This is a genomic window from Pantoea sp. B550, from assembly GCF_024158165.1.
Taxonomy (GTDB): domain Bacteria; phylum Pseudomonadota; class Gammaproteobacteria; order Enterobacterales; family Enterobacteriaceae; genus Pantoea; species Pantoea alfalfae.
The window spans coordinates 1813954-1835250 of the sequence record NZ_JAMYXI010000003.1 but is presented as its reverse complement, the minus strand read 5'-3'; the positions used below and the strand labels follow the sequence as shown (position 1 = coordinate 1835250).

Genomic DNA, 21297 nt, shown 5'->3' with positions numbered 1-21297 from the left:
TCCTGATGATAAAAGGTGAAACTTACGCTTTACGCTGCTGAGCGCGTGCAACTGGTTTGTCTGCTGGAACGCTTGCAGGTTCCTGGGCGGTACCTGGCAGGTAGCGACCAATCAGTGTGCGATAACCTACTGCACCCAGGCAGGCACCGACCAGCGGGCCAAAAATCGGCACGAGGAAGTAAGGGATGTCACGACCACCGGTAAAGGCAACGTTACCCCAGCCTGCCAGCCATGCGAAGATCTTCGGTCCGAAATCACGTGCCGGGTTAAGGGCGAAGCCGGTCAGAGGACCCATGGAGCCACCGATAACCGCAACCAGCAGGCCAATCAGCAGTGGAGCCAGTGGGCCACGCGGAATGCCGTTGCCGTCATCCGTCAGACCCATAATCACCGCCATTAATACTGCAGTGATGACCATCTCAACCAGGAAGGCCTGGCCGACACCGATATGTGGATTAGGGTAGGTTGAGAAGATGCCTGCCAGGTCGAGACTTTCAACCGTGCCGCGCACCATCTGATGGCTCTGCTCATAATCAAAAAACAGGCTGTAGTAGAGACCGTATACCAGCGCCGCGGCACAAAAGGCACCGGCAATCTGCGATACGATATAAGGCAGAACTTTACGTCCTTCAAAATTAGCAAACAGGCAGAGTGCAACGGTAATTGCCGGATTCAGGTGCGCGCCCGAAATGCCTGCGGTGAGGTAGGCGGCCATGGAAACGCCAAGACCCCAGATGATGCAGATCTCCCACTGACCGAAGGCGGCACCGGCGAGTTTCAGAGCAGCCACACAGCCTGCGCCGAAGAAAATAATCAAGCCTGTCCCCAGAAATTCGGCAATACACTGACCTTTGAGCGTGTTAGTTGTCTGACTCATAATAGTGGTTCCTGAAGCGAGGTTAAATTTTATCAGTTTTTGTTCTCAGTCCATGAGGCACCCAGCTTTTATGTAGGGCTGATGTGAATTTATCGTTAACGAACATAAACGAGAAATAGCGAAATCGTTTTTTGTGTACTGTGTCATAAAAATGCGCGTTTTCGCGTATTCTGGCTTTCTTAACCCATTATTCGCGCCTCATTGCAGTGATAACGGGCCAGTGCCAGAACGCAGCTGCAGTAAGCGCAGCGTAAATTCAGGGATTGGCTGAAAAGTGTTACAGACTACGCCCGCAAAGGCCGCGTTGCTGGACTTGCGGGGTGAGGCTACATACAATCGGGACAACGTTGCTGGCTTAAGCTGGCATCATCAACGCCTTGCAGGAATTTAGGAGAGGTCAGAAAGATGTCATTTGAAGTGTTTGAGAAACTGGAAGCGAAAGTACAGCAGGCGATTGATACCATCACCCTGTTGCAGATGGAAATCGAAGAGCTGAAAGAGCAGAACAACTCACTGCGTAACGATGCGCAACAAGTCGCGGGCAACCACGATGCGCTGATGCGTGAAAATCAGCACCTGAAAGAAGAGCAACACGTATGGCAGGAACGTCTGCGTGCCTTGCTGGGAAAAATGGAAGAGGTTTGAAGCCTCAGCTGATGTGAAAAACGGGTGCTCAGGCACCCGTTTTCATGTCCGGCCTATTCGAGGTCCAGCGCATCCTCTGACAGAATGATACCGGTATTATCGGCATAAAGATGGTCGCCGGAGAAGAAGGTGACGCCGCCGAAATTGACGCGCACATCGCTTTCACCAATCCCTTCACCCGCAGCGCCTGCCGGAATCGCGGCAATGGCCTGAATGCCAATCTCCAGCTCCTCCAGCTCATCAACCTGGCGTACCGAACCGTAAATCACCAGGCCTTCCCACTCGTTGGTTGCCGCCAGGCGTGCCAGCTGCGCATCGACCAGCGCACGACGCACGGAGCCGCCGCCATCGATTACCAGGACGCGACCCCGGCCATTCTCTTCCAGCAGATCGTAGAGTAAGCCGTTGTCTTCAAAGCATTTCACTGTGGTAATCTGACCACCGAATGAAGTGCGCCCACCAAAGTTTGAAAAAAGCGGTTCAACAACGTTCACTTCTTCATGGTAGATATCGCAGAGTTCAGATGTATCGTATTTCATAAGGGTTTCGTCTGTTTGCCACAGGAAGGGTAAGTATATCGCTATATGCAGATTGTTGGCAAAATCATCAGTATGAAAAAAGCATCGTTCGATCAAGAACATGCATAAAAAAGCCCAGCCGGATGGGCTGGGCTTCTGAAATACGCTGATTCAGTGAATCAGAGAATGAAGCGGCTAAGGTCTTCGTCAGCCACCAGTTCATCCAGATGTTTGCCGACATAATCAGCATCGATGGTCACGGATTCACCGTGACGATCGCTGGCGTCATACGATATATCTTCCATCAGACGTTCCAGCACCGTATGCAGACGGCGCGCACCGATGTTTTCGGTGGTTTCGTTGACCTGCCATGCGGCTTCAGCGATTCGGCGGATACCCTCTTCGGTGAACTCAATGTTCACGCCCTCGGTATTCATCAGCGCTTTATACTGCACGGTGATGGAGGCATTCGGCTCGGTCAGGATGCGCTGGAAATCATTCACGGTCAGTGCCTGCAGCTCTACACGGATGGGCAGACGACCCTGCAGTTCCGGAATCAGGTCAGAAGGGCTGGCAACCTGGAACGCGCCTGAAGCGATAAACAGAATGTGGTCAGTTTTCACCATGCCATGCTTGGTCGAAACGGTACAGCCTTCAACCAGCGGCAGCAGGTCGCGCTGAACACCTTCGCGAGAAACATCCGGGCCGCCGGCATTCTGGCCGCCGCGCTTACAGATTTTGTCGATCTCATCGATAAACACGATACCGTGCTGCTCAACCGCATCAATCGCGTCCTGCTTAAGCTCTTCCGGATTAACCAGCTTTGCCGCTTCTTCTTCGATCAGCAGCTTCATCGCTTCTTTGATCTTCAGCTTGCGCGCTTTCTGCTTCTGACCGCCGAGGTTCTGGAACATCGACTGCAGCTGGCTGGTCATCTCTTCCATGCCAGGAGGCGCCATGATCTCAACACCAGGCGCGCTGGCGGCCAGATCGATCTCAATCTCTTTATCGTCCAGCTGGCCTTCGCGCAGCTTTTTGCGGAACGACTGGCGCGCCGCAGACGGCTCAGCGCTCTGCTCTGCCTGGCCCCAGTTGTTTTTCGCAGGCGGAATCAGCACATCGAGAATGCGCTCTTCGGCCATCTCTTCGGCACGGTATTTGTTCTTTTCAATCGCCTGACTGCGCACCATCTTAATGGCCGAATCGGTCAGGTCACGAATGATAGAATCTACTTCCTTACCGACATATCCCACTTCGGTAAATTTAGTCGCTTCGACTTTGATGAACGGTGCATTGGCCAGCTTAGCCAGACGACGCGCGATCTCAGTTTTACCGACACCGGTCGGACCGATCATCAGGATGTTTTTTGGTGTCACTTCATGGCGCAACTCTTCGTCGAGCTGCATGCGGCGCCAGCGGTTGCGAAGTGCAATAGCCACGGCGCGCTTGGCGCTGTCCTGGCCGATGATAAAGCGGTTCAGCTCGCTGACGATTTCGCGTGGAGTCATCTCAGACATATTTATACCCTTACGCCTTAGACGTTAATTCTTCGAAATTAACGTTGTGGTTAGTGTAGATGCAGATATCACCCGCGATATTCAGCGACTTTTCGACGATGTCGCGTGCGCCCATTTCGGTATTCTCCAGCAGCGCACGTGCTGCTGCCTGGGCGAAAGGCCCACCGGAGCCGATGGCGATCAGATCGTTTTCAGGCTGGATGACGTCACCGTTACCGCTGATGATCAGAGAGGCTGACTCATCTGCGACGGCCAGTAAAGCTTCAAGGCGACGCAGCATGCGGTCGGTACGCCAGTCTTTCGCCAGTTCCACCGCGGCTTTCACCAGGTGGCCCTGATGCATTTCCAGTTTACGTTCGAAAAGTTCAAACAGGGTGAAGGCGTCTGCGGTGCCGCCAGCAAATCCGGCAATCACCTTATCGTTGTATAAACGACGCACTTTTTTAACGTTGCCTTTCATCACGGTATTGCCGAGCGTAGCCTGGCCATCACCGCCAATCACTACCTGGCCGTTGCGTCGTACACTTACTATTGTTGTCACGGGCAGACCCCTTGTTGCAGTCGGAAAAGGACTCCGCGCACGGGGCGCGGAGTATCATGCAACAGATATGGGGCGGGTTTGACGGGTTTCAACCCCCGACGGAGAGTGGAATACAGCTGGAGTGTCCGGAACTGCGCAGGCGTTTCAGGGTGCTGTCAGCGGAGGCGCGGTCTTTATACGGACCGATAACCACACGATTCCAGCCGCCACCGGTCGTAATACGGCTTTCAAAACCTTCAAAGGCTAAGCCTGCACGCACCGATTCAGCCTGGTCAGTGCCTTTGAACGAACCACACTGCACCATCCAGCGCTGCGAAGAGGCTTTCTCCGCTGTTTTCGCCTTCGCGGTCTCCTGCGGTTTTGACTGTATGTCCGGCTCCCGCGTGATCGGTGCAGGCTGCGTCTGGCGCTGTACGTTTTGCTGCTGCTGACGTTGCTGTTGTTGTAATTGCTGCTGTTGCTGACGCTGCTGTTGTTGCTGCAACTGCTGCTGGCGTTGCTGTTGCTGCTGGGCCTGCAACTGCTGGCGCTGTTGCTGAACCTGTTGTTGTTGCTGATGTTGCTGCTGCTGTTGTTGCTGAACCTGCTGCTGGCGTTGCAGCTGTTGCAACTGCTGCTGATGCTGCAGCGTCTGCTGACGTTGCGCCGGGGTTTGTTCGTTCCACGGCACTTCGTTGAGCTGCGTCGGCTGCTGACGCATATCTGCCTGCATCTGCTCCAGCAACTGGCGCTGCTCATCGGTCAGCTGTGTCTGCGACTTCACTTCGCCACCTGAAGAGGGTTCGATAGGCGTCGGCACGGTGACCTGACGGTTCTCCAGCTCTTTAATATATTTCCAGCGCTCTTCTGGCTTCGGCGGCAAGCCATTGCCGTTGGCTTTATGATCCGTAATGACCGGCACGTCTTCTTTCTTGTGATGCGCCAGGAACCATAAACCACCGGCAAAGGTCACCAACACTGCGACCGCCAGTACAATCATCAATTTAGATGTTCCCGAACCGCTTTTGCTCTTCTTGCCACGGCTGGGGCTTTTTTTGCGACGCGTCCCTGTTGAACGCCCGCGGCCTACGTAATCTTTTTGTGCCACTCTCGTTCTTATACCCTTCAAAAATAGTGCCAGTTGGGCGAAATGATGATTTTTACGCGCCCGGCAAGGAGTCCGCCATGTTACTCAAGGGTCGGAACTTTGACCAGCAGTGTTCGCCTTAAGAATCTACTGAAAAAATCAGACAAATACGCTTATTTTTCACGCTTTTTTGCTCGCGCCGTGCTGCCACGAATGGTTAAACCGGCATCCAGCAGCCGCGATCCGCTGATGACCCGTTTGCCATTTAACTCATCCAGCAGCAGAAGCATCGCCTCCCGGCCTATCTGGTAACGTGGCTGCGTGACCGTGGTCAACGGCGGCTCGCAGTAACGTGATAGCTCAATGTCATCGAATCCGACCACAGAGAGGTCCTCCGGTATCCGCAGTCCACAGCGTCTGGCCTGATTCATCGCCCCCAGCGCCATAATATCGCTGTGGCAGAACAGGGCGCGCGGCGGTTGCGGCAGGGTCATCAGCTGATTCATGGCGGCCACGCCTGCTTCAAACGTAAAATCACCGCGCACAATATAGGTGGGATCGACCGTCAGCCCGCTGCGACGCATCGCCTGTACATAGCCCTGCAACCGATACTGACAGAGCGGCATCTCTTCCGGCCCGGCGATACAGGCGATCTGCGAGTGGCCTAACTGCAGTAAATGATTCACCGCTTCAAATGCGGCGGTCAGGTTATCGATGTGAACTGTGGGCAGCGACATTTCCGGCGCAAACTCATTCGCCATCACCATGGGCGGCAGGTTACGTTGCTCATCAATGCTGGCATCAAAGGGCAACTGTGACCCGAGCAGCACCATGCCATCGATCTGTCGTGTGACCATCAGATTGAGAAAGGTTCGCTCCTGCTGATTCTGATGAGCACAGTCACCAATCAGGACCAGATAGCCTTCTTCGGCTGCCGTGACTTCGACGCCACGAATGATTTCACTAAAGAAGGGATCGCAGATGTCAGGGACAATAACCAGGATGGTTCGCGTTTCGTTACGCCGTGCGTTGCGCGTTGGGCCATGTGCTGCATAGCCGACGGCGGCAACGGCCTGCTCGACTTTCTGGCGGGTCGCCGCAGAAACCTTCTCCGGATTCATGAGCGCACGCGATACGGTGGCGGTTGAGACGCCCGCATGCTCCGCGACATCCTTCATCGTGGCGGCGGGCGGTTGTTGATTCTGCTCCAACACATGCTCCTGACGCGTTATGGCGCGTTCGATTCTGTTTTTGCCTGACCTGAAGGCAAACCGGGCAACATTGTTAACGATTGCCCGGCTGGTTGTTACTTAATTTGCATAAAAATTGTGACTTATGCGACATTTTTCGATCTGGCTCGCAGTGTCAGTAAAAATCAGCTCTCGGTCGGGTCGATATCCAGCGTCCATTTCACTTTGCGCGCAGCGGGGAGCGTTGAAACCAGCGGCAACGAACTGCTCAGTAACTGTTGCAGACGTTGCCGGGAAGGATGCTGCAACAGAAGTTGCCAGCGCCAGCGTCCACTGCGTTTGGGCTGCAAAGCGGGCAACGGACCCATAAACCACATCGCCTTGTCATTCAGCGGGCTCGCCTCCAGCAGGTTACGAAGTTGTTGCAAAAATTCGGCTGCCTGCTGGTTATCCATATCTTCCGCGCGGAACAGCGCATGGCGGCTCCAGGGTGGCAGGTGAACCGCCTGTCGCTCCAGCAGCGCCTGCTGGGCAAAGGCTGAATAACCCTGATGCAGCAGTGTCTGCAGTAAGGGGTGTTCCGGATGGTGAGTCTGCAGCATCACCTCACCCTGCTTTCCGGCACGGCCAGCACGGCCGGCGACCTGGGTGTAGAGCTGAGCAAAGCGCTCCGCCGCACGGAAATCGGCTGAGAACAGGGCACCATCAACATCCAGCAGCGAGACCAGTGTGACATCGGGGAAGTGGTGGCCCTTGGCCAGCATCTGGGTGCCGACCAGGATACGTGCGCCGCCACGATGGACGTCAGCCAGATGCTGCTCCAGGGCACCTTTGCGGCTGGTGGTATCGCGATCGATGCGCGACACCGGCACGCCAGGGAAGAGTGTGCCGAGCTGCTGCTCCAGCTGCTCAGTACCGACGCCGACCGGCAGCAGATGGGTTGAGCCACACTGCGGGCACTGATTAGGTAGCGGACGCTGGCTGTCGCAATGATGGCAGCGTAGCTGACGGTGGTGCTGATGCAGGGTGTAGTAGCGGTCACAGCGGGTACACTCGGCAATCCAGCCGCAGTCGTGACAGAGCAGGGCGGGTGAAAAGCCGCGGCGGTTAAGAAACAGCAACACCTGATTGTCGGCCTGCAGATGCTGGCGTATTTTACCAATCAGACCCGGTGCCAGGCCGCCGATCAGCTGCACGCCTTTTAAATCGATAAGCTGTTGCAGCGCCGGTCGGGCGTTGCCGGCGCGCTTTGTCAGGTCGAGCTGGCGATACTTGCCGCTGCGGACATTGTGCAGCGTCTCCAGAGCCGGTGTCGCCGAGCCCATGACAATCGGGATATCCTCTTCATGGGCACGGAACACAGCCAGATCGCGCGCCTGATAGCGCCAGCCTTCCTGCTGTTTGTAGGAGCTGTCATGCTCTTCATCAATAATGATGACGCCAGGACGAGCCAGCGGCGTAAACAGCGCCGAGCGGGTACCAATCACAATCGCCGTTTCGCCGCGCCGGGCACGTAACCAGACCGCCAGCCGTTCACTGTCATTTAATGCAGAGTGCAGCACATCGATGGGCGCATCAAAACGTTCCCGAAAGCGGGCAATCGTTTGTGGGGTTAAGCCAATCTCCGGCACCAGCACCAGCGCCTGTTTACCCCGTGCCAGCACATTTTCCAGCACGCTGAGGTAAACCTCAGTTTTGCCGGAGCCGGTGATGCCCGCCAGCAGCCAGGCGGCATAGTGTTCATCATCTGCCCGAATCGCACCCACGGCCATCGCCTGATCGGTATTCAGTCGCAGCCGTTCGCCTTTTACAGCATAAGTGGTGCGCCAGTCGTGCATCTGCGGCTGATGCTCATGCAGTTCGCATAATCCTTTAGCCCGCAATGCCTGTAATGTTGCCTCGGTAAGATCGTGTTCACTGACCTGATGCCGATAGAGCGGTTGCTGACGCAGTGCTGCCAGCGCCTGCTGCTGTTTCGGGGCGCGCTTTAAACTTTCCGGCGCGGTTTCACGGCCCTGCTCGGTAATTTCCCAGCGCCACAGGGGATTGTCCTGCGCCGCTTTGCCCTGGCGCAGTAGCACCGGAATCGCGTGGCTCAGCACTTCACCCTGCGGCGAGTGGTAGTAGCTGGCGGCCCAGTTCAGGATGCGCCACAGCGACGGGGGATAGAGAGACTCACTGTCCAGCACCTCAACCACGCGCTTGAGCTGTGCTTCCGGCAGTTCGCTGCTGTCACGAAAGGCGACCACAATCCCGATCATTCTGCGATTGCCAAAGGGCACACTCACGCGCCCGCCAATGACCGGCTGCACACCCTGAGGCGGCAGATAATCAAACAGGCGGGGCAAGGGGACGGGCAGGGCAACCTGAACAACGGGCATAACTCTCTCTTTCCGGCTCAATCATCGGGGAAGCTAGTGTACACGCTGACCCCCTGTGGCGGGTATCTCAGCATATATTTGCAGCAATCCAGACTTACCTGTATAATATGCCCCCTTCGGTGAGAAAATCTGGCCGGAGTACACCCTATAATGTTCAACCGCGTGTGGTGCTGTGCAGGTTAACGCCTGGCACGGAGAGCGACACGGCCTTCTATGAGGTTTCCCATGAAACAAGGTATTCACCCGAAATACGAAGCAGTTACTATCAAATGTACCTGCGGCAACGAGATCCACACCCGTTCAACACTGACTCACGAACTGAACCTGGACGTTTGTGGCAAATGCCACCCGTTCTATACCGGTAAGCAGCGTGAAGTGGCAACTGGTGGCCGTGTTGACCGCTTTAACAAGCGTTTCAGCGTGCCAGGCGCTAAAAAATAAGATTAAAAGGCACCTGAACCTGCGGGTTCGGCGGCAAGAAAAAACCCAGCTTCGGCTGGGTTTTTTTTATGGCTGTTACAGGCTGGTGTCCGTTCCCGGGGTCGCCGCAGGCTTATTCAGTTCAAGTACCTGCGTCGTATAAGTACCATCTAAATCACCAATCGCGGCGATCTTCGGTGCGGTAATCGAGATTTTATCGGCTGACATCGTACCTTTACTGCACAGCACCCAGAGTAAACAGGATGAGTTACTGATTTTCTTGTCTGTCGCCAGTGTCAGCGTTTCCGCCTTCATGGTACCGCTATTAGATATGCCGTTTTTGCCCGACACGTTTAACAGTCCGGTTGCCTGCATGACGCCCTGATTGCTGACCTCATTCGCCATAACAGAGGCACTCTGAGCGGTCAGAGTCGCCGCGTTAGAGACCTTTATCGCAGAAACATAGGCTGTCCCCTGTGAAGTCACGTCTCCGCCAGACAGGAGGCTGACCTCTTTAACGGCATTCATACTCAGGTTTCCAGCCTGAATTGCCCCTGAATTGAGCAGGCTGGTGTTGGCGACAGCCGTGACGACGCCGTCAACCGTATTATAACCGGTCTGCATGGCCAACGTTTTTGGCGTCGTGATTGTTCCTCTGTTCTCAATATTACCGGCCAGAGAAACAATATTTACAGCACCAGCAGCATCAATTTGCGCATTATTGTTGTTAGAAATTTTTCCCAGGCTGACGATGGTGGCGTAATCCGTCGTTTTAATGGTGCCGTTATTGGTGAACGCGTCCGTTGTCTGCAGAACAGCCTGGCTGGCAGACAGTGTTCCTCTGTTCGTTATACTGCCACCTGCGGTGGCGCTAAGCAGTCCGGTTTCAATCGTGCCGCTATTGGTTAATGTGCCATTAGCTGCAATGTAGAGATTAGTCGCATTCAGTATGCCGCTATTATTGACACCCGCTCCGGCATCAGTAGTCTGCAGCTGAATAATTCCCGCAGTTGCCCCACCCAGCGCGCTGACATCAATGGTGTTGCCGTAGGCTTTGGCCGTTCCAGTCGCTGTCGCCGAACCGGAAGCGATATTGTAATCATAGATACCAGCAATCGCTTGTAATTGAGTAGTAGCGATCTGTCCCTGAATATTAATTTTCTGCGCCAGAAGGTCGGTGTAATCGGCACCTTTCAGGCCATTACCATTAACCGTAATCGTGCCTTTCGCCACATTGAAACCAGTCAATGCACCCTCGGTAAAGGTGGGCGTTCCGGTGGTCAGCGTGGCGCGTCCGGTGTTAATAAAGCTACAGCCAGAGCAGGTAATACCATTCGGGTTGGCGATAATGACATCCGCTTTTTGACCGGCGACTTCAATATAGCCATTCAGTGAAGATGAGCTTTTTGAGATAACTTCATTCAGGATAAGGCTGGCTGACTTATCCAGATTGCTGTTTCGCGCAAGATCACCTTTGTCACGCACTAAATCTGTCGTGCTATTATTCAGGACCATTCCATCACTGGTGACGTTAAAATTCTGATACATATTATGAGAAAGACCATTTGCATCAGCCTGATTAATATTAACAACTGTCGATCCATTTGCATGAGTGTAAGTATTGAGTGCAGCCAGCGCAGGCTGGCTGCACAATGTGGCCACGGTAGCCAGGAATAACAGGTTAAACTTATGCTTCTTCATTATTTCTATCCTTTTTCTGTGTGAGTGTTTTTTAAAGTTTTTTTTATTAAAAAATGTCCATCTTTTTTAATATTTCCATTGCAATGAAAAACCCAGCGTAAGTGGATCAGTGTGAAAGGCTTGTGGTTTTTTTAGCGGGGTACCGGCAAAAAGATCAAAGCGTGTTTGCAGAAGTTTTCCCCGCAGGCCGACAATGCTGCCTATGACGGTTTTTCCTTTATAATACAGCTGGTTGTAATTGCCATAGACCTGGCCTGCATCAACACCGATATAGGGCTGAATCGGTTGGCCGGGGATTATCCAGCTAAGATCGTTGCGCCAGTACCCTCCCTTATTGTCCTGAAGAGAATATTCACCATCGAAACCGCGCACCGTCCAGCGGTTTGCCAGCGAAAAGCGGTTAAGTGACGAGAGGCTATCGGGCGAATATTGCAGGCTGATATGAGGGGAGTAATTCAGCCAGTTTTCATAGACACGAAAGTTGACGGAACCCTCAAGATCTAAAGTGACAATCCGACCTTGCTTATCAATGAGTCCATACTCCTGCTCAACAGTATTACTGCTGTTAAACCAGGGCATCTTTCTTTGGTAACTTAGCGTGGTTGCGAGACCTGCATTATCAACATTGATTTGATGTTGCAGCACCGCTTTCCAGCCCGCACTTCTTTTATGCATGCTGACAAGGTCAAAATCATCCAGAGAGTAACGCGATTCCGTATCAAATATTTGCAGGCCAACCGTGCTGGTCTGATGCACGGTTCGTGAAATCAGCCGATTGAGTTGCGCACTGTAATAATGGTTCTTATTATTCAGCGTCCATTTTGCCCAGTTTCCGGTCATAAATTGTCGGTAGTCACTGTGACTGGCGTAGAGATCGAGCCACCAGTATCCCCAGGGGATTGAATAACCTATCGATTTATTACTGTTACCTTTTATCGTGTGCTTCGGGGCAATATCGTGGCCATAAGAGACATAAAGGGTGTCACTGAGTGAGGTAATATTATTCAGATAGAGCGCTGCACCACCCTGATATCGGCCTGTTGCAACCGAGCCACCATCATTGAGCCATGCACCCACCTGCCAGTATTTATCCTGCCTGCGCTGGATATAAATGTCGCTTTCACCTTTGCCACTGCCAGGCACCAGATTGACGTTAACCTGCGATCCCGGTACTCGCTGAAGATTAAGACTACCCTGTTCAAGGTCGCTGAGTTCAAGCACATCACCCGCTTTGAACGGTAATGTGCTGGTTAAATTGATATAGTCGTCTCCGGATTTATTAAGAACGATTTTTCCCACTTTACCGGCATTAATATCAAATTTTAATTCACCACCTGACAGGTTCTGCTCCGGTAAATTAACACGTGTGGTGATATATCCCGCCCGGATGATTTCATTTTGCAGAGTTTTTGCCAGCAGTTTTATACCCGCGATACCCAGACATTTTCCTTCTGCCTGAGAAGTAAAATACCTTAATTTTTCGAGGTGAAGTTTTTTGTTATCCTGCTTTAAAAAGACCTTATCGATAAGATAACATTTTTCTTCATGCGGAAAGGGAATCTCTTCTGCCCGGAAGCGCTGTTGTTCAGACGCTGCCCGCTGCGCTTCAGGCATCAGTTGCGCTTTGCGTACCCGATCCTGTTGCAGTGCATTGATATTCCCATTTGACTCTGTGAGAGCGGGTGCAGCTTTCGCCTGATCAGGAAAGGAAAAGGTTACTGCAGCGAAAAAAATAAGAAGATAAGCGGATGCAGATGACGTTATTTTATATTTAATACTCATTTTCTTTCCGTGAAATAGTCGCTCTGGCAAAATTTTACGGATGCAGATAATAGTGAACAATAGTAATTATTCTATTGTCGGAATAAAAAGACATTCTTATTGCAACAGAAATAACGGAATAATAGGAGAACAGGCTGGAGTTTTATGATAAGTCTGGCGGGCAATATTCAGAAGGGTCTGTCAGATTACGGAAAGCAGGAAGGTCATTTCACATCGGATCAGAAAGCGGCTCCCTGAGCGGAGCCTGCTCCTCTGAAGCGGGGTTAAGCGAAACCGGCCCCGGGAATTAATATTCCCAGGTATCCGGGTCGACACCCATCTGGCGCATGATTGCTTTTGCTTCTTCCGGAATCTCATCACTACGCTCTTTACGCAGGTCGACATCATCCGGCAGCGGTTGACCCGTAAAGGCATGTAAAAAGGCTTCGCAAAGCAGCTCGCTGTTGGTAGCGTGACGCAGGTTATTCACCTGACGACGGGTACGCTCATCCGTTAAAATCTTCAGCACGCTCAATGGGATAGAAACTGTAATCTTCTTGACCTGCTCGCTCTTCTTACCGTGCTCAGCGTATGGGCTGATATATTCGCCGTTCCATTCAGCCATGGGTTACCTTAATTAATAAACGTTAAATGTGAGGAAATCAGCGGATTATGCCTGATTTTTTCCTGCCTGACCCCTCATATGGCGGGTTTTCTTCGTTCGCCGCTTCTGCATTACAGAGGGGAACGCCAGGCGATGACGCATAATTTTAGCGGTTATTGCGTTTGTGCTCAATCTATACGCAAAGACATTTAGATGTCCAGATGTATTGACGTCTAATTAGAGGATGATATTCTGTGGACTACATTTTTTTAACTCTTCAGGAACAATTCGCTCATGACGCGTAAACCGGCAACCATCGCAGTGCGCAGCGGTTTGAATGATGACGAGCAATATGGCTGCGTTGTCCCGCCCATCCACCTCTCTACAACCTATAACTTCCTGGATTTCAATGAGCCTCGTGCACATGACTATTCCCGTCGTGGTAACCCCACGCGTGATGTCGTACAGCGTACGCTGGCGGAACTGGAAGGCGGGGCGGGTGCGGTATTAACCAATACCGGCATGTCGGCTATTCACCTGGTCACGACGGTGTTCCTGAAGCCTGGCGATCTGCTGGTTGCGCCACACGACTGTTATGGCGGCAGCTATCGGTTATTTGACAGCCTAAGCAAACGCGGCGCGTATCGGGTGAAATTTGTCGATCAGGGCGACCCGGTGGCGCTGCAGGCGGCGCTGGATGAAAACCCCAAACTGGTGCTGATTGAAAGTCCCAGTAATCCGCTGTTGCGCGTCGTGGATATCAGCGCGATTTGCGCCGCCGCACGCGCGGCGGGTGCCGTCAGCGTGGTAGACAACACCTTTATGAGTCCGGCGCTGCAGAATCCTCTCGCGCTGGGTGCGGACCTGGTGATCCACTCCTGTACCAAATACCTCAATGGTCACTCCGATGTGGTGGCGGGCGCGGTGATTGCCAAAGATCCGCAACTGGCGACCGACCTGGCCTGGTGGGCAAATAACATTGGCGTGACCGGCGCGGCATTTGACAGTTATCTGCTGCTTCGCGGGATTCGTACGCTGTCACCGCGCATCGCCGCTGCTCAACGCAACGCACTCGCGATTGTGGACTATCTCAAGCAGCAAAAGCGGGTGAAAAAGTTGTATCATCCTTCGCTGCCGGAAAACGCCGGACACGAACATGCTGTACGTCAGCAGCGTGGCTTTGGCGCCATGCTGAGTTTCGAGGTCGACGGTGATGAGGCGCTGCTGCGTCGCTTCCTGAAAGCGTTGCGGTTATTTACGCTGGCGGAATCGCTGGGCGGCGTAGAGAGTCTGATCTCCCATACCGCCACCATGACGCACGCGGGGATGTCGGCAGAAGCACGCGCGGCAGCAGGCATTTCCGATACGCTGCTACGGGTTTCTGTTGGTATTGAAGATCACGAAGATTTAATTGCCGATCTGGATAATGCATTCCGGATCGCAGCCGAGGATTAAGCATGACGATTTCAGCAGGCGCGGGAACGCCGAACATCAGGCAGTTGCACAAGTTTGGCGGCAGCAGCCTGGCCGATGCGCGCTGCTATCAGCGCGTTGCCAGCATTATGGCGGACTACAGCCAGCCGGGCGATCTGATGGTGGTCTCCGCGGCAGGTTCAACCACCAACCAGCTGATTAGCTGGCTGAAGCTGAGCCAGAACGATCGGCTCTCTGCGCATCAGGTGCAACAGGCTTTACGGCGCTACCAGAGCGAGCTAATCGGTGCGCTGCTGCCTGCTGAGATCGCCGAACCCTTAATCACTGCATTTATCCGCGATCTGGAAAAGCTGGCCGTACTGCTGGATGCGCCGATCACCGATGCGGTCTATGCCGACGTGGTCGGGCACGGTGAAATATGGTCGGCACGCCTGATGTCAGCGGTACTGAGCCAGCGTGATCTGCAGGCCTGCTGGCTGGATGCGCGTGAGTTTCTGCGTGCTGAACGTGCTGCTCAGCCGCAGGTGGATGAGGGTAAATCCTGGCCCCTGCTGCAGACTTTGCTGGCGCAGCATCCGCAAAAGCGCATCGTGGTAACCGGCTTTATCAGCCGCAACGATGCCGGTGAAACCGTCCTGCTTGGCCGCAACGGCTCCGACTATTCCGCCACGCAGATTGGCGCGCTGGCGGGTGTAGGACGCGTGACCATCTGGAGCGATGTCGCGGGCGTTTACAGCGCCGATCCCCGCAAAGTTTCTGATGCCTGTCTGCTGCCGCTGTTAAGGCTGGATGAAGCCAGTGAGCTGGCTCGCCTGGCTGCTCCGGTGCTGCATACCCGCACGCTGCAGCCGGTTTCTGGCAGCGATATCGACCTGCAACTGCGCTGCAGCTATCAGCCAGAGCAGGGCTCAACCCGCATCGAGCGTGTGCTGGCTTCGGGGACCGGGGCGCGCATCGTAACCAGCCACGATGATGTTTGCCTGATTGAAATTCAGCTGCCAGAGCAGCATGACTTCGCTATCCTGCACAAAGAGATCGATCTGCTGCTGAAGCGCGCGCAACTGCGCCCGCTGGCGTTTGGCGTCCATCCTGATCGTCAGCTGCTGCAACTCTGTTATACCTCCGAAGTGGTCAACAGCGCCTTCACGTTGCTACAGGACGCCGGTTTACCGGGTCATCTGCAGCTGCGCGACGGCCTGGCGCTGGTAGCACTGGTGGGAGCAGGCGTTACCCGTAACCCGCTGCATACTCATCGCTTCTGGCAGCAGTTAAAAGATCAGCCTGTTGAATTCATCTGGCAGTCAGAAGATCACATCAGCGTGGTGGCGGTGCTGCGCGTCGGGCCGACCCAGCACCTGATTCAGGGACTGCATCAGTCACTGTTCCGCGCAGAAAAGCGCATCGGTCTGATGCTGTTTGGCAAAGGCAATATCGGTTCACGCTGGCTGGAACTGTTTGCCCGTGATCAGGAAACGCTGTCAGCGCGCACCGGCTTTGAATTTGTGCTGGCGGGCGTCGCGGACAGCAGCCGCAGCCTGCTGAGCTATGACGGGCTGGATGCCAGTCGTGCACTCGCCTTCTTTGATGATGAGGCGGTGGAGCGCGATGAAGAGTCGCTGTTCCTGTGGATGCGTGCTCACCCGTTCGATGACCTGGTGGTACTGGATGTCACGGCCAGTACACCCCTGGCGCAGCAGTATCTTGACTTTGCCAGCCACGGTTTTCATGTGATCAGCGCCAACAAGGTTGCGGGTGCGTCTGACAGCCAGACCTGGCGGCAGATTCGCGATGCCTTTACCAAAACCGGGCGTCACTGGCTCTATAACGCCACTGTTGGTGCTGGTCTGCCGATTAACTATACGGTGCGCGATCTGCGCGACAGCGGCGATACCATTCTGGCGATTAGCGGGATCTTCTCCGGTACGCTGTCGTGGCTGTTCCTGCAGTTTGATGGCACGGTGCCGTTTACCGAGCTGGTGGATCAGGCGTGGCAGCAGGGGTTAACCGAGCCTGATCCGCGCGCCGATCTCTCGGGTCAGGATGTGATGCGCAAACTGGTGATCCTTGCCCGTGAGGCGGGCTACAACATCGAGCCGGATCAGGTGCGGGTTGAATCGCTAGTGCCGAACAACTGTCAGCAGGGATCTGTGGACCACTTCTTTGAAAATGGCGAAGAGCTGAACGAGCAGATGCTGCAGCGGCTGGAAGCCGCGCGGGAGATGGACCTGGTGCTGCGCTACGTTGCCCGTTTTGATGCTAACGGCAAGGCGCGCGTAGGTGTTGAAGCGGTGCGACCGGAGCACCCGCTGGCCGCGCTGCTGCCGTGCGACAACGTCTTTGCCATTGAGAGCCGCTGGTATCGCGATAATCCGCTGGTGATCCGCGGGCCGGGCGCAGGCCGGGATGTCACCGCCGGCGCTATTCAGTCAGATATTAATCGCCTCGCACAACTGCTGTAATCCCTCCTCATCAGGCGCTTCGGCGCCTGTTTTCAAAGCGTTATCTCCTTCCTGTTGAAATCCCTTCATGTTGATTGAAAATTGATCACGTCAGTTGACCATTTTTACGTTGACGGCACACTGAGATTGCGTCATTTTGAACATCTGGACGTCTAAACGTGTAGATGTTTTCAGGCCGATTATTAATCAGTGAGGGTGCAGGATGAGTTTCTTTCATGCCAATCAGCGCGAAGCGCTAAACCAGAGTCTGGCTGAACTGAACGGGCAAATTAATGTGTCGTTTGAGTTCTTTCCGCCGCGCACCAGCGAAATGGAAGAGACTCTGTGGACCTCAATTGACCGCCTGAGCAGTCTGAAACCGAAATTCGTTTCTGTCACTTACGGTGCGAACTCAGGTGAACGCGATCGCACCCACAGCATTATCAAAGACATTAAAGATCGCAGCGGCCTGGAAGCCGCACCCCATCTGACCTGTGTTGATGCGACGCGCGATGAACTGCGCACCATCGCTCAGGATTACTGGAACAACGGCATCCGCCATATTGTGGCGCTGCGTGGCGATCTGCCACCTGGCAGCGGCAAGCCAGAGATGTATGGCAGCGATCTGGTTTCGCTGCTGAAAGAGGTCGGCGATTTTGATATTTCCGTCGCCGCCTATCCGGAAGTCCATCCCGAAGCGAAAAGCGCCCAGGCCGACCTGATTAATCTCAAACGAAAAATCGATGCAGGCGCAAATCGGGCTATTACCCAGTTTTTCTTCGACGTCGAAAGCTATCTGCGTTTCCGCGATCGCTGTGTTGCCACCGGCATTGACGTGGAAATTGTGCCGGGTATCCTGCCGGTCTCTAACTTTAAGCAATTGCAACGCTTTGCCACGCTGACCAATGTGCGTGTGCCGGGCTGGATGAGCGCGATGTTTGCCGGTCTGGATGACGATCCGGAAACGCGCAAAATGGTGGGAGCAAATATCGCGATGGATATGGTGAAAATCCTGTCACGCGAAGGGGTGAAAGATTTCCATTTTTACACGCTGAACCGTGCCGAAATGAGTTACGCCATCTGCCACACGTTAGGGGTTCGTCCGGTTGCGGCGGCGGCGGCTTAACCGCTCTGCCTGATCCCGTAAAAAAGTCGGGAAATTCCCGACTTTTCTATTGCTGCTCTCCGGCGGCGCGGAGTGGGGGCCGTGCCTGATCAGGATTAACCGGTATTGCGCATGCCTGCTGCGACACCCGCAATCGTCACCATCAGAGCCTGCTCAACGCGGGCATCCGGTTCTTCACCCCGCGCTTCCTGCGCACGGGAACGATGCAGCAGTTCTGCCTGGAGTACGTTGAGCGGATCGGTATAGACGTTACGCAGCGCAATCGACTCGGCAATCCACGGCTGGTCAGCCATCAGGTGCGAGTCGTTGGCGATGGTCAGTACCGCTTTAATATCGGCATCAAGCTGATCGCGTAGCTGTTTGCCCAGCGGCCAGAGTGATTTGTCGACCAGACGCTGATCGTAATATTCCGCCAGCCACAGGTCCGCTTTCGAGAACACCATCTCCAGCATGCCCAGACGGGTTGAGAAGAACGGCCAGTCGCGGCACATCGCTTCCAGCTGATCCTGATGACCGGCCGCCATCGCCTGCTGCAGGGCAGCACCGGCACCGAGCCAGGCAGGCAGCATCAGGCGGTTCTGCGTCCAGGCAAAAATCCACGGGATCGCACGTAGCGACTCCACGCCACCGGTAGGACGGCGTTTAGCCGGACGTGAGCCGAGCGGTAATTTACCCAGTTCCTGCTCCGGCGTCGCCGAACGGAAGTAGGGGACGAAGTCTGCATTTTCACGCACATACCCGCGATACATTGCGCAGGAGTCAGCAGAGAGCTGATCCATGATGTCGCGCCATTCGCGTTTTGGCTCCGGTGGTGGCATCAGGTTCGCTTCCAGAATCGCGCCGGTGTAGAGCGACAGGCTGGCGATCGTCACGGCTGGTAAACCATATTTAAAGCGGATCATCTCGCCCTGTTCGGTCACACGCAGACCGCCGCGCAGGCTGCCTGGCGGTTGTGACAGCAGCGCAGCATGGGCAGGTGCGCCGCCACGGCCAATGCTGCCGCCGCGTCCGTGGAACAGCGTCAGTGAAATCCCCGCTTTTTCGCAGGTTTTAATCAGCGCATCCTGTGCCTGATACTGCGCCCAGCTGGCGGCCATCACACCGGCATCTTTCGCCGAGTCAGAATAGCCAATCATCACCATCTGTTTGCCCTGAATAAAGCCGCGATACCAGTCGATGCTCAGTAACTGGCTCATCACGTCGTTTGCGTTGTTCAGGTCATCCAGTGTTTCAAACAGCGGTGCAACCGGCATCGCATAGCCGATACCTGCTTCTTTCAGCAGCAGATGCACGGCCAGCACGTCGGACGGGGTTTTCGCCATCGAAATAACATAAGCGGCGATAGAGCCTTGTGGCGCTTCAGCCGCAACGCGACAGGTCTCCAGCACTTCACGCGTCTCATCGCTGGGTTCCCAGCTGCGTGGCAGCAATGGGCGTTTGGAGTTCAGTTCACGGATCAGGAAGGCCTGTTTGTCTGCTTCGGACCAGCTTTCATAATCGCCGAGGCCCAGGTAACGGGTGACTTCAGCAATCGCCTCTGTATGGCGGGTACTTTCCTGACGCAGATCGATACGCACCAGCGGCACGCCGAAGCATTTCACGCGGCGCAGCGTATCGAGCAACTGACCGTTGGCAATAATGCCCATGCCGCACTGTTGCAGTGACTGATAGATGGCATACAACGGGTCCCACAGCTGATCGTTTGAGACCAGCAAATCGGCCGGACGCGGCAGACGCTCACCTTTCAGGCGGCGTTCCAGGAATGACTGGGTAGACATTAACTGGCTGCGCAGGCGTTTCAGGATTACGCGATAAGGTTCCAGCGCTTCCGGATCGCCGCTGAGCTCGCGGATCTCTTCGCTGCACTCGGACATCGACAGCTCGGAAATCAATACGCCGATATCACGCAGGAACAGGTCTGTGGCTTTCCAGCGGCTTAGCTGCATCACATGGCGGGTGATCGATGCCGTGACGTTCGGGTTACCGTCGCGGTCGCCACCCATCCAGGAGGTGAACTGAACCGGCACGAAATCGACCGGCAGCTTAATGCCAAAGGCCTCTTCGACCTGCTCATTCAGCTCACGCAGGAAGGCAGGAACGCCTTCCCACAGGCTGTTTTCCACGACGGCGAAGCCCCATTTGGCTTCGTCGACAGGGGTCGGACGATATTTACGGATCTCATCGGTGTGCCACGCCTGTGCCACCAGCTGACGCAGACGGCGCATAATCTGGTTACGCTCGTAGTCGGAGACGTCGCTGTGGTCGAGCTGTTTCAGACAGCTGTTCACTTCAACCAGCTTGTGAATCAGCGTACGGCGGGTGATTTCGGTCGGGTGCGCAGTCAGCACCAGCTCCAGCGACAGCGACTCAATGGCCGCCAGAATGTCGGTTTCGCTGATATCTTTCTGCTGCTTCAGGGTATCAAAGGTCTTTTTCAGCAGTTCAGGATGGTTCTCACCTTCGCCGCTCTGCGAGATGGTCTGATACTGCTCAGCCACGTTGGTGAGGTTCAGAAACTGGCTGAATGCGCGTGCAACCGGCAGAAGCTCCTCGTTGGAGAGGTTCTGCAGCGTATTGAGCAGCTCTTTACGATGAGTATCATTGCCTGCACGGGATGACTTGGAGAGCTTACGGATGGTTTCCACCTGGTCGAGGATGTTCTCTCCCAGTGCATCCTTAATCGTATCCCCGAGCAGTTTGCCGAGCATACTGACATTACTTCGCATTGCGGAATATTGTTCGTTCATTGGACCCTGACACCCTTATCGTCTTTAAAAACTTCTACACCCGACCTTTCAGGCAGCAAAAAATCAGCAACATCGTGTTCCCGATACTCTAAAGGGAACCGGCTCCGTTGCCGCCTGTCCGCATTCTGAAACGTTCTGGATAATCACCCGGTAGGCATAACATCGTCTTTTATCTAGCCACGTAATGTTGCGTTCGTCAAATGCGTTAAAGTGCGCTGAAGATGGCGCTAACTAACGGAAATTCACAGAATTTATCGGGAAGGAAGCGGGATAAGTTATTCTTATTGTTAATTCCCGCAGAATGAGGGGGCATTTTGCTGTTAATACAGTG

At 54.4% G+C, this 21297-nt stretch carries 16 protein-coding genes; 5 read left to right on the top strand and 11 right to left on the bottom strand.

Annotated features, from left to right (window positions below; all coding sequences use genetic code 11):
* Positions 1–22 precede the first annotated feature (22 nt).
* On the bottom strand, positions 23–877 hold the full coding sequence (locus tag NIM72_RS11665) for an MIP/aquaporin family protein (protein WP_010258182.1): 855 nt from the start codon (positions 875–877) through the stop codon (positions 23–25).
* Between the two features lie 405 nt (positions 878–1282).
* Here NIM72_RS11665 and zapB point away from each other — a divergent pair, with 405 nt between their 5' ends.
* Entirely contained in the window at positions 1283–1522 is a 240-nt protein-coding gene (gene zapB, locus NIM72_RS11660; RefSeq protein WP_003851242.1) for a cell division protein ZapB, read from the top strand.
* A gap of 53 nt (positions 1523–1575) precedes the next feature.
* Here the strand turns inward: zapB and rraA are convergent, their stop codons facing one another.
* The 6 genes from rraA to priA form a co-directional block, all read right to left on the bottom strand.
* Positions 1576–2061 (bottom strand): ribonuclease E activity regulator RraA, encoded by a 486-nt coding sequence (rraA, locus tag NIM72_RS11655; protein ID WP_009088032.1) that lies wholly within the window; start codon positions 2059–2061, stop codon positions 1576–1578.
* Positions 2062–2219: 158 nt separating this feature from the next.
* Complete coding sequence (hslU, locus tag NIM72_RS11650; protein ID WP_013359469.1) at positions 2220–3557, bottom strand: HslU--HslV peptidase ATPase subunit; 1338 nt, start codon at positions 3555–3557, stop codon at positions 2220–2222.
* 10 nt (positions 3558–3567) lie between these two features.
* On the bottom strand, positions 3568–4098 hold the full coding sequence (gene hslV, locus NIM72_RS11645; RefSeq protein WP_003851234.1) for an ATP-dependent protease subunit HslV: 531 nt from the start codon (positions 4096–4098) through the stop codon (positions 3568–3570).
* An 88-nt stretch (positions 4099–4186) separates the two neighbouring features.
* The gene (ftsN, locus tag NIM72_RS11640) at positions 4187–5185 is read right to left on the bottom strand and encodes a cell division protein FtsN (protein WP_253420459.1); all 999 of its coding nucleotides are present in this window, start codon (positions 5183–5185) and stop codon (positions 4187–4189) included.
* A 152-nt stretch (positions 5186–5337) separates the two neighbouring features.
* Positions 5338–6375, bottom strand: a complete 1038-nt coding sequence (gene cytR, locus NIM72_RS11635; RefSeq protein ID WP_161733003.1) for a DNA-binding transcriptional regulator CytR — start codon at positions 6373–6375, stop codon at positions 5338–5340.
* Between the two features lie 164 nt (positions 6376–6539).
* Positions 6540–8735, bottom strand: coding sequence for a primosomal protein N' (priA, locus tag NIM72_RS11630; protein WP_253420457.1), 2196 nt, complete (start codon positions 8733–8735; stop codon positions 6540–6542).
* A 225-nt stretch (positions 8736–8960) separates the two neighbouring features.
* On the opposite strand from priA, the gene rpmE reads away from it, so the two are divergent.
* On the top strand, positions 8961–9176 hold the full coding sequence (gene rpmE / locus NIM72_RS11625) for a 50S ribosomal protein L31 (protein WP_003851227.1): 216 nt from the start codon (positions 8961–8963) through the stop codon (positions 9174–9176).
* 75 nt (positions 9177–9251) lie between these two features.
* Here rpmE and NIM72_RS11620 read toward each other — a convergent pair whose 3' ends face one another.
* The 3 genes from NIM72_RS11620 to metJ all read right to left on the bottom strand — a co-directional run bounded on the left by NIM72_RS11620 (position 9252) and on the right by metJ (position 13242).
* A complete protein-coding gene (locus tag NIM72_RS11620; protein ID WP_253420455.1) occupies positions 9252–10856 on the bottom strand; it encodes a filamentous hemagglutinin N-terminal domain-containing protein in 1605 nt (534 codons plus the stop codon).
* A gap of 66 nt (positions 10857–10922) precedes the next feature.
* A complete protein-coding gene (locus NIM72_RS11615; RefSeq protein WP_253420454.1) occupies positions 10923–12638 on the bottom strand; it encodes a ShlB/FhaC/HecB family hemolysin secretion/activation protein in 1716 nt (571 codons plus the stop codon).
* A gap of 286 nt (positions 12639–12924) precedes the next feature.
* Positions 12925–13242, bottom strand: a complete 318-nt coding sequence (metJ, locus tag NIM72_RS11610) for a met regulon transcriptional regulator MetJ (RefSeq protein WP_009088019.1) — start codon at positions 13240–13242, stop codon at positions 12925–12927.
* 273 nt (positions 13243–13515) lie between these two features.
* Here metJ and metB point away from each other — a divergent pair, with 273 nt between their 5' ends.
* The 3 genes from metB (at position 13516) to metF (ending at position 18219) form a co-directional block, all read left to right on the top strand.
* Positions 13516–14676: a cystathionine gamma-synthase gene (metB, locus tag NIM72_RS11605; RefSeq protein WP_161733011.1), complete on the top strand. Its 1161-nt coding sequence runs from the start codon at positions 13516–13518 to the stop codon at positions 14674–14676.
* A 2-nt stretch (positions 14677–14678) separates the two neighbouring features.
* Positions 14679–17114, top strand: coding sequence for a bifunctional aspartate kinase/homoserine dehydrogenase II (locus NIM72_RS11600; protein WP_161733014.1), 2436 nt, complete (start codon positions 14679–14681; stop codon positions 17112–17114).
* Positions 17115–17316: 202 nt separating this feature from the next.
* The gene (gene metF / locus NIM72_RS11595; protein ID WP_253420451.1) at positions 17317–18219 is read left to right on the top strand and encodes a methylenetetrahydrofolate reductase; all 903 of its coding nucleotides are present in this window, start codon (positions 17317–17319) and stop codon (positions 18217–18219) included.
* A gap of 95 nt (positions 18220–18314) precedes the next feature.
* Here metF and ppc read toward each other — a convergent pair whose 3' ends face one another.
* Positions 18315–20966 (bottom strand): phosphoenolpyruvate carboxylase, encoded by a 2652-nt coding sequence (ppc, locus tag NIM72_RS11590; RefSeq protein ID WP_161733018.1) that lies wholly within the window; start codon positions 20964–20966, stop codon positions 18315–18317.
* Positions 20967–21297 lie beyond the last annotated feature (331 nt).